This is a genomic window from Streptomyces sp. P5F9 (assembly GCF_057961495.1).
Genome location: NZ_JBXVPZ010000463.1, coordinates 1 through 7,490 on the forward strand (window position 1 = coordinate 1; position 7,490 = coordinate 7,490).

6 protein-coding genes are annotated in these 7,490 nt (G+C 64.0%); 4 read left to right on the plus strand and 2 right to left on the minus strand.

Going from position 1 to position 7,490, the window contains the following annotated elements; genetic code table 11:
- Positions 1–96: 96 nt before the first annotated feature.
- On the plus strand, positions 97–1,170 hold the full coding sequence (locus tag AC31A1_RS42560) for an SEC-C domain-containing protein (RefSeq protein ID WP_489658439.1): 1,074 nt from the start codon (positions 97–99) through the stop codon (positions 1,168–1,170).
- 66 nt (positions 1,171–1,236) lie between these two features.
- On the opposite strand, the gene AC31A1_RS42565 is transcribed toward AC31A1_RS42560, so the two are convergent.
- Positions 1,237–2,241: a YDG/SRA domain-containing protein gene (locus tag AC31A1_RS42565; protein ID WP_489658440.1), complete on the minus strand. Its 1,005-nt coding sequence runs from the start codon at positions 2,239–2,241 to the stop codon at positions 1,237–1,239.
- 157 nt (positions 2,242–2,398) lie between these two features.
- Here AC31A1_RS42565 and AC31A1_RS42570 point away from each other — a divergent pair, with 157 nt between their 5' ends.
- On the plus strand, positions 2,399–5,560 hold the full coding sequence (locus tag AC31A1_RS42570) for a DEAD/DEAH box helicase (protein ID WP_489658441.1): 3,162 nt from the start codon (positions 2,399–2,401) through the stop codon (positions 5,558–5,560).
- A 10-nt stretch (positions 5,561–5,570) separates the two neighbouring features.
- Here the strand turns inward: AC31A1_RS42570 and AC31A1_RS42575 are convergent, their stop codons facing one another.
- Positions 5,571–6,164, minus strand: coding sequence for an ATP-binding protein (locus AC31A1_RS42575; RefSeq protein WP_489658442.1), 594 nt, complete (start codon positions 6,162–6,164; stop codon positions 5,571–5,573).
- A 202-nt stretch (positions 6,165–6,366) separates the two neighbouring features.
- Here AC31A1_RS42575 and AC31A1_RS42580 point away from each other — a divergent pair, with 202 nt between their 5' ends.
- Both AC31A1_RS42580 and AC31A1_RS42585 read left to right on the plus strand, forming a co-directional pair.
- A complete protein-coding gene (locus AC31A1_RS42580) occupies positions 6,367–7,212 on the plus strand; it encodes a helix-turn-helix domain-containing protein (protein ID WP_489658443.1) in 846 nt (281 codons plus the stop codon).
- On the plus strand, positions 7,212–7,415 hold the full coding sequence (locus AC31A1_RS42585; RefSeq protein WP_489658444.1) for a DUF397 domain-containing protein: 204 nt from the start codon (positions 7,212–7,214) through the stop codon (positions 7,413–7,415). The genes AC31A1_RS42580 and AC31A1_RS42585 overlap by 1 nt, the downstream gene beginning before the upstream one ends.
- Positions 7,416–7,490: the final 75 nt, after the last annotated feature.

Consider the following 7,490-nt stretch of genomic DNA (forward strand, 5'->3'; position numbering starts at 1 on the left):
CCCCCACCGCTCCCCCACGCCACTCTCACCGGCCGACCTGGGCATATCTCTGCCCTTGCCTCCATCTGTGTCGGCATCGGCAGTACCGTGTCGTTCATGCGCCCCGACACGCCCGCCGAGAACGTCGACCACTCCGCCGAAGCGGCCCGCCTCGAACGGACCGCCGCCCGCTACCCCGAGGACGCCGAAGCCCTGCTCCTCCAGGCCGCGGCCCACCTGGAACTGGCCGGCGACCGCCCCGCCGCCACCGCGCTCTACGACCGCCTGCTGTCGTCGGCGGACGCACTGGAGACCCCGCATCTGGTACGGGCCCTCAAGGCCTCGAACCTCTGGGAGTACGGCCACGAGGCCGAGGCCAGGGCCATCATCGACGGGGTACGGACCGCGTCCCCGCGCGATCCCGCCCCCTGGGTGATCGTCGCGGAGTCCCTGGAGTCCCACGACGAGCTGGAGGCGGCGCAGGAGACGTTCACGGAGGGGGTGGCTCTGCTCCTGACCGACGTCCCCGAACCCCCTTACTCCACCCACCCGTTGCTGTACGGCCGGCACCGGGTGCGTCGGATGCTGGGCGTGCCCCACGACGAGTGGGACACGCTGGCGGACACGCTGCACTCGTCCCACGCGTCCTCGTCGTCTCCCTCATCCTCATCCTCGTCTTCCTCATCTTCCTCGTCGCCGGTGTCCCTGGACGAGCTGCACGATCCGAAGAGGGTGTGGTCGCTCGGGTCGGACAACCCCGCGGAGCTGGAGGCCGAGATCTCCCGGCTGCGAGCGGAGCTGGGCGCGTTCCGTGAGGCGTTGTCCCGACCGTTCCCGGTGGCCGTACTGCACTGGCCCGAGGGGGAGTTGGCCGAACTGGTGGGGGCGTATGCCTCGCTGGCCGTGGAGTACCCCTCGCACGAGGAGCACCTCGCGACGATAGAGGGGTCACTGCGGGAGCTGGCGGCGAGTGGGACGCCGAACCTTGGGATCGTCACGGGGACGGTGCCTTCTTATGAGGCGTTCGCTGCGTCCGAGGGGGCTTCGCCGGGGGATGTTGATCTGTTGCCGCAGTATGCGACGACGCTGGCGGCGCGGGGGCGGGCTGTGGTTTGGCCGCCTCAGCGGGGGGCTAGTTGCTGGTGCGGGTCGGGAGAGGCGTATGGGGAGTGCCACGGGCAACCCCGTTGACCCGACGGGCGCTCCGCGGCCGCCAAGCCCTACATCAACTTGGCGGCCGTGTGGCGGGACGAATCTCTACGATCCCTGTCCACGGGCCCCTCGCTTCTCCCACCACTCACGGTGATAACGCAGGTAGTCCGGATGCACGCGATGCGAACGCTTGATCTTGAGCTTCGGCAACATAGGCGTTCCGAACATGGCTGCGCGCACAATGATCGACCAGTCCTCGTCCACAACAACGGCGCCAACGTCCAGCCGGACATGGCAGTTGGGGCAGACACAGAGAATGTTCGGCTCCACATCGGGTCCATTGTGAGGCCTCCCCAAGGGCCTGATGTGAGCACCTTGGCTATGCGGCTCGCCATCCGGCCCAAGCAAGCGAAGGCCACAAAGTTGACACTGTCCGTCGTACAGCTTCTTGACGCGACGTGACGTTGCAACGCTCCGCATGAGGCGCTGAATCTCCACGGTCCGCGCCTCCGGGTATCTCTCTTCGCCCGGTTCCTCAAGGACTTGCTCTACCGCTTCGAGCGCTTCGGCAACTCGACTCCCCATGGCCGAGAGTGCTTGCTCCGAGTCAGGCAGCCGCTCCAGATCAAACTGGCAGATATCGATCTTGGAACCATCAGGAGCAGGCCACTTAGAGGTGGCCGTGCGAATGGCCGTAACCCTGAACAGGCCGTCGAATCGATAGCCCTTGGGTGGCGAGTAACGCTTGTCACCCTTATGGCCACGTATGACACGGATCGAACGTTTCCGCTCGTAGCTGCGCGCGAGGGCGGCGTTGTCGACGTCTTCCCACGATTGGCTGCGAAGGAGTCGGCCGGTAACGGAGTCGCGGTACTTCCCATCCGACGCTCCCGTGTACCTCACGAACGTCCATCGATCGTCGTCATCCACGTACCCACCGTTGAGAACGATGGCGTCAGCGACCGGCAGTCCGTCCCCTTCATCCGCAAGCCAGGAGATGCCCTTCCGGTTGGTCTGATGAAGCTTGGCGCCCAACACCTCGCGGCGGCTAGCGAAGAGATCCCCTACGACGACACCATCGATGTTCCCGGGCACCCGTTTGATTTCCACAGCCCATACTGGACCGACTTCGATCGGTCATGTCAAACCAGTAATCGATGTTGATCATTTTCGATCCATGAACCGACCGCTCCCATGCCTCATGTGTCGGTGTCAGTGCCCTCTGTTAGACATGGGACATCTGTCAGAGCGAGCGGGGGATGCCGACGTGACCAAGCCAGGAGTGCCTTCGGAGCCCCCGGCAGGCCTCTACGAAGAGCTCATCACCCTGCGCTTCGAGCAGCAGTTGAAGGAACTAGGCAGCCTCGGCTGGCATCCCGTGACCGATGCGGTGGGGCCGGAGTCAGTGCCACATGTACTGGCCCGGCACGTCGCTGAGACCGTGCGCCGCGTGCTGCGAAGCCTTCCGAGCGTGGAGCGGGTACACGCGGCCAACCACATCCTGGAATCCATCAGCACCCTCGAAGGCGCCCAAGAGTGGGTGGACCTAGTGGCTGACGGCCCTCGCCAACTCCTCGCCCTGACACGGCAGGAGGCGCCCGGCGTCTTCGCCGTGCGCCCCGGTATCCCCCTCTCCGACACCGCCCTCATCACCAACTCGCCGGAGGACCCAAGCCTCGGCTTCGAACTACGTGCCGAGCTCGCCACCGCCGACCACGTCGACCTGCTCTGCGCCTTCGTGAAGTGGCACGGCCTGCGCATCATCGAGCAGTCCCTGCAAGCCGCCCACAACCGTGGCGTGCCGATACGTGTCATCACGACGACCTACATCGGCGCTACCGAACGGCGCGCGCTGGACCGGTTGGTGCAGGAGTTCAACGCTGAGGTCAAGGTCAACTACGAGACGCGATCGACACGACTGCACGCGAAGGCATGGCTGTTCCGTCGTGAGAGCGGCTACGACACCGCGTACGTCGGCAGTTCTAATCTCTCCAAGGCCGCGCTTCTCGACGGCCTGGAGTGGAACGTCCGGCTGTCTTCGATCGCCACGCCAGACGTCTTGCGTAAGTTCGAGGCGACCTTCGAGGCGTACTGGAACGACCTGTCCTTTGAGACGTACGACCCCGACGCCGACGGAGAACGGCTCCAGGAAGCCTTGGCCATCGCAGGAGGGACCTCTTCAACTGCCGCTAAAGACCGCGGGATTACTCTCTCCGGCCTTGAGGTACGACCGTATCCGCATCAACGTGACATGTTGGAGCGGCTGGACGTCGAGCGGGATGTGCATGACGTACACCGAAATCTGCTGGTCGCAGCGACAGGCACCGGCAAGACAGTGATGGCTGCACTCGACTACAGGCAGCTGCGGAAGAAGCACGGCCGCGACTTGCGGCTACTGTTCGTCGCGCACCGCAAGGAGATCCTGCAGCAGTCCCTGCGGACCTACCAAGACGTCTTGATGGACGCGAACTTCGGAGAGTCGCTTCACAGCGGTGAGATCCCGGAACGCTGGAATCACGTGTTCGCCAGCGTCCAATCGCTGAACGCACGAACGCTCGACCGTCTCGCCCGTGATCACTTCGACGTGATCGTGATCGACGAGTTCCACCACGGGACCTCACCGACGTACCGGAAGATCATTGACCACTTCCAGCCGGACGAGTTGCTCGGGCTTACCGCAACGCCCGAGCGCATGGACGGCAAGAACATCCAGGACGAGTTCTTCGACGGTCGTATCGCCGCCGAGATGCGCCTGTGGGAAGCACTCGAAAATGAACTCCTCAGTCCCTTCCACTACTTCGGTATCACCGACGCCACCGACTTGAGCACGGTGGAGTGGAAGCGTGGAGCGTATGACGCGGGCGCTTTGAGCAACGTGCTGACGGGGAACGTGGCACGGGCGCGGCTGGTCGTGAAGGCTGTCAGGGACAAGGTCACCGACCCTGGGACCATGCGGGCGCTGGGTTTCTGCGTCTCGGTGGCGCACGCGCACTTCATGGCCGAGTCCTTCCGAACAGCCGGCCTCAACGCCGTTGCCCTGTCCGGGGAATCATCCAGCAATGAGCGCGCACAGGCCCTGGCAGACCTCAGGTCCGGGGCAGTGCAAGTGGTCTTCTCGGTCGACCTCTTCAACGAAGGGCTCGACATCCCTGACGTGGATACGTTGCTTCTCCTGCGCCCCACCTCCAGCGCCACCGTCTTCCTTCAGCAACTCGGCCGCGGCCTCCGCCGCACCGAGGACAAGGCGGTGCTCACCGTATTGGACTTCATTGGGCAGCACCGCAAGGAGTTCCGCTTCGAGAACCAGTTCCGAGCGCTCACGAACCTCACCCGCAAGCGGCTCCTGGACAACATCGAGCATGACTTCCCGCAGCTGCCGTCCGGCTGCCAAATCATCCTTGAGGAGAAGGCGAAGAGAACCATCATCGCCAACATCAAGGACCAGATCGGCGTCAACGTCACGGCGCTGGCGCGTGAGGTCGCCGCCTATGCCGAGCCGAAGCTCAGCCGGTACCTGCACGAAAGCGGTCGCGAGCTGAAGGAGCTCTACCGAGGCAACGGCAACTCCTGGACGGGATTGCTGCGCCGCTCCGGACTTCTGCAGGGTGAGCCGCCGGAAGGTGAGGCCGCCCTCCTCAAGCGCGTGTCCGCCTTTCTCCACGTAGACGACCCGCTGCGGGTAGCCGCATACACGCGGATGCTGGCAGACGACGCTCCTGCCTACGGCGACCTCGACGAGCAGGGTCAGGCCTACGCCCGCATGCTCTTCTTCCAGCTGTGGCCGCTAGGTGGCGTCACCCGCAAGGGCTTCGCGCACTACGACGCCGGATTCTCAACTCTGCTTGATCAGCGCGCAGTTCGCAGTGAGTTGCGCCAGGTACTGAAGTACAACCTTGCCCACACGGAACACGTCCCGATCCCGCTTCTGGGCGTGGGTGGACAGGGCGGCATTCCACTGACCGTGCATGCTTCGTACAGCCGCGAAGAGATCCTCCCTGCCCTTGGCCAGTCCTCCATCGGCGGCTTCATGCCGGCCGACTTTCGCGAGGGCGTGAAGTGGTGCGAGTCCATCAAGACCGACGCGCTCCTCATCACTCTGGAGAAGGACGAGAAGGACTTTTCTCCCCAAACCCGCTACCACGACTACGCGTTGAGCGAGACCCTCTTCCACTGGGAGTCCCAGAACCAGACCTCGGCAACGTCTCCCACAGGTCTGCGCTACCGGAATCACGTAGCCGAGGGGAGCCAGGTCCTGCTCTTCATGCGTCGCTACAAAAGCACGGACATCGGCGGTGCCCAGCCGTGGATGCTGCTCGGCCCGGCCGAGTTCGACGGCTCCACTGGGAGCAAGCCGATGGCAATCAAGTGGAAGTTGAAGCACGCTCTCCCCGCGGACGTCTGGACGTACTCCGCGGTTGTTGCTGGGTGATGGTGCCCGGCTAGTCACCCACGAGACCGAGCTCAGCCTCGAAACGCATCTGAGCTCGGTCCAGGGCTTCATCCGGGTCGTGGCCGTGCGCCCGAAGCCAATGCAGAAGATCGAAGATGGCATCGATGGCTGCCGCCTCCGTCACTGCTGCCCCAAGCCGGCTTGTCCGACAGCTGCTACAGGGCCCATCGGGCGCGTGCAGAGCAGTGTCGAACTCACACCACGTCACCTTCCGATCGGCGAGGAGCTGAACACCCCAGCGGTCAGAAGTGGCAGTGACGAGCGCCATGCCGCGCCCTGTTTCGGCGTGATCGCTCGCATCCACGAGTGTCGGAAGGGCCCGCGTGTCAGGGTCGTGGACTTCGATGCGCAAGCGGGTGCCGTTCATACAAACGGCAAGGGTTGTCGGGGTACCTGCGCCCACGTGAGTGATCACGTTGGAGACGAGCTCGCTGACGCAGAGCTGGACCGCAACGGTCAGTACTTGCAGACCCCAGATTTTGAGGTGAATCCGTAACACCCGTCGAAGTGCGGCCACCTCCTCGGGAACCGCCAGAAACGGGAGTTCCCATGCCTTCCTCGGCGTGCACGTAGTGCAGTCCATGTCCCAACCCCTCCACCTGCACGGCAGGTTGCAGTGCGTAACTACCTTCACACGAGGGTTGCACTGGAACTCTCAAAATGGAACTCTCATTTCTGACTAGAAGGAGCGCACCCCGACCCCACGCGCCCCCGGCGCGCGCTGCCTTGCCGTCAGGCTCAAACACCCAGCACGATCTGATAGATCGACATGAAGGGCTGAAAGCATGCCAGTTGGACCCACCACTCGAAGGCGGCAGCTGGGCGCCGACCTGCGCCGACTCCGCGAAGCCAAGGGCTTGACCCTGGAGGAAGCAGGTGCACGCGTGGGCATCTCAAAGGCAACACTGAGTCGCTACGAGACGAAGGAAGGTACGGTCAAGTGGCCGGCCGTTGACGCCCTTTGCCGCGAATACGGAGCCTCTGACGCAGAACGTCTCGCCCTCGTCGAACTGGCCAAGGGCGCGAAGATCCAAGGCTGGTGGCGATCGCTCGCCGACCCCATCCCTGAGTCCATGAACCTCATGCTCACGCTTGAGGACGAGGTCGTACGCGAAGACCACTACGCGTGCATGTACATCCCCGGGCTACTCCAAACTCGCGCCTACGCCGAGGCAGTTCACCGAGCCTCGGAGGTGCAGTGCCCCGAGCGCGAAGTGCAGCACATGGTCGACATTCGAATGAAGCGCCAAGAACTCCTCGATCGCGACGACCCGCCGCGCATCTGGTGCGTGATCGATGAGGCGGCGCTCCGTCGCCAGGTCGGCGGTCGCGAGGTCATGCGAGAGCAACTCGGGCATCTACTCACCCTCGCCGAGCGCCCTCACATCACCATCCAAGTACTCCCCTTCTCAAAGGGCGCACATGCAGCGGCAGTTGGCAGCTTCGCCATCCTCCGGGGCCCGACTCCAGACCTGGACGTGGTGTACGTGGACCTACTCAGCGGCGGCCTCTTCATGGAGAAGCCGCAGGAACTGGGGCGTTATAGGTTGGCGTTCGAGTACCTCAGCGCGCAGGCACTCGACCTTGAGTCCTCCACAGGCATCGTCCACCGCATAAGCAAGGAGTCCTGATGTCGGCGCCCTCGACGCACCAGTGGTTCAAGTCCTCGTACAGCGGGGGGAGTGGGACGGAGTGTGTCGAGTGCGCGCGTACGAGAGATGGGGCTTTGATACGTGATTCGAAAAACCAGAAGGGTTCTTCACTCACCGTCCGGCGACAGGCTTGGCGTGCCTTCACGAACGCCTTGCAGGACACGCGGATTTCGCAGCCCTGAGGAACCTGTGTGAAGACGCCAACGACCGGTAGGCCTCACCCTGGCCAGCGCAGCGCTCCCAGCCCTGGCCCGCCC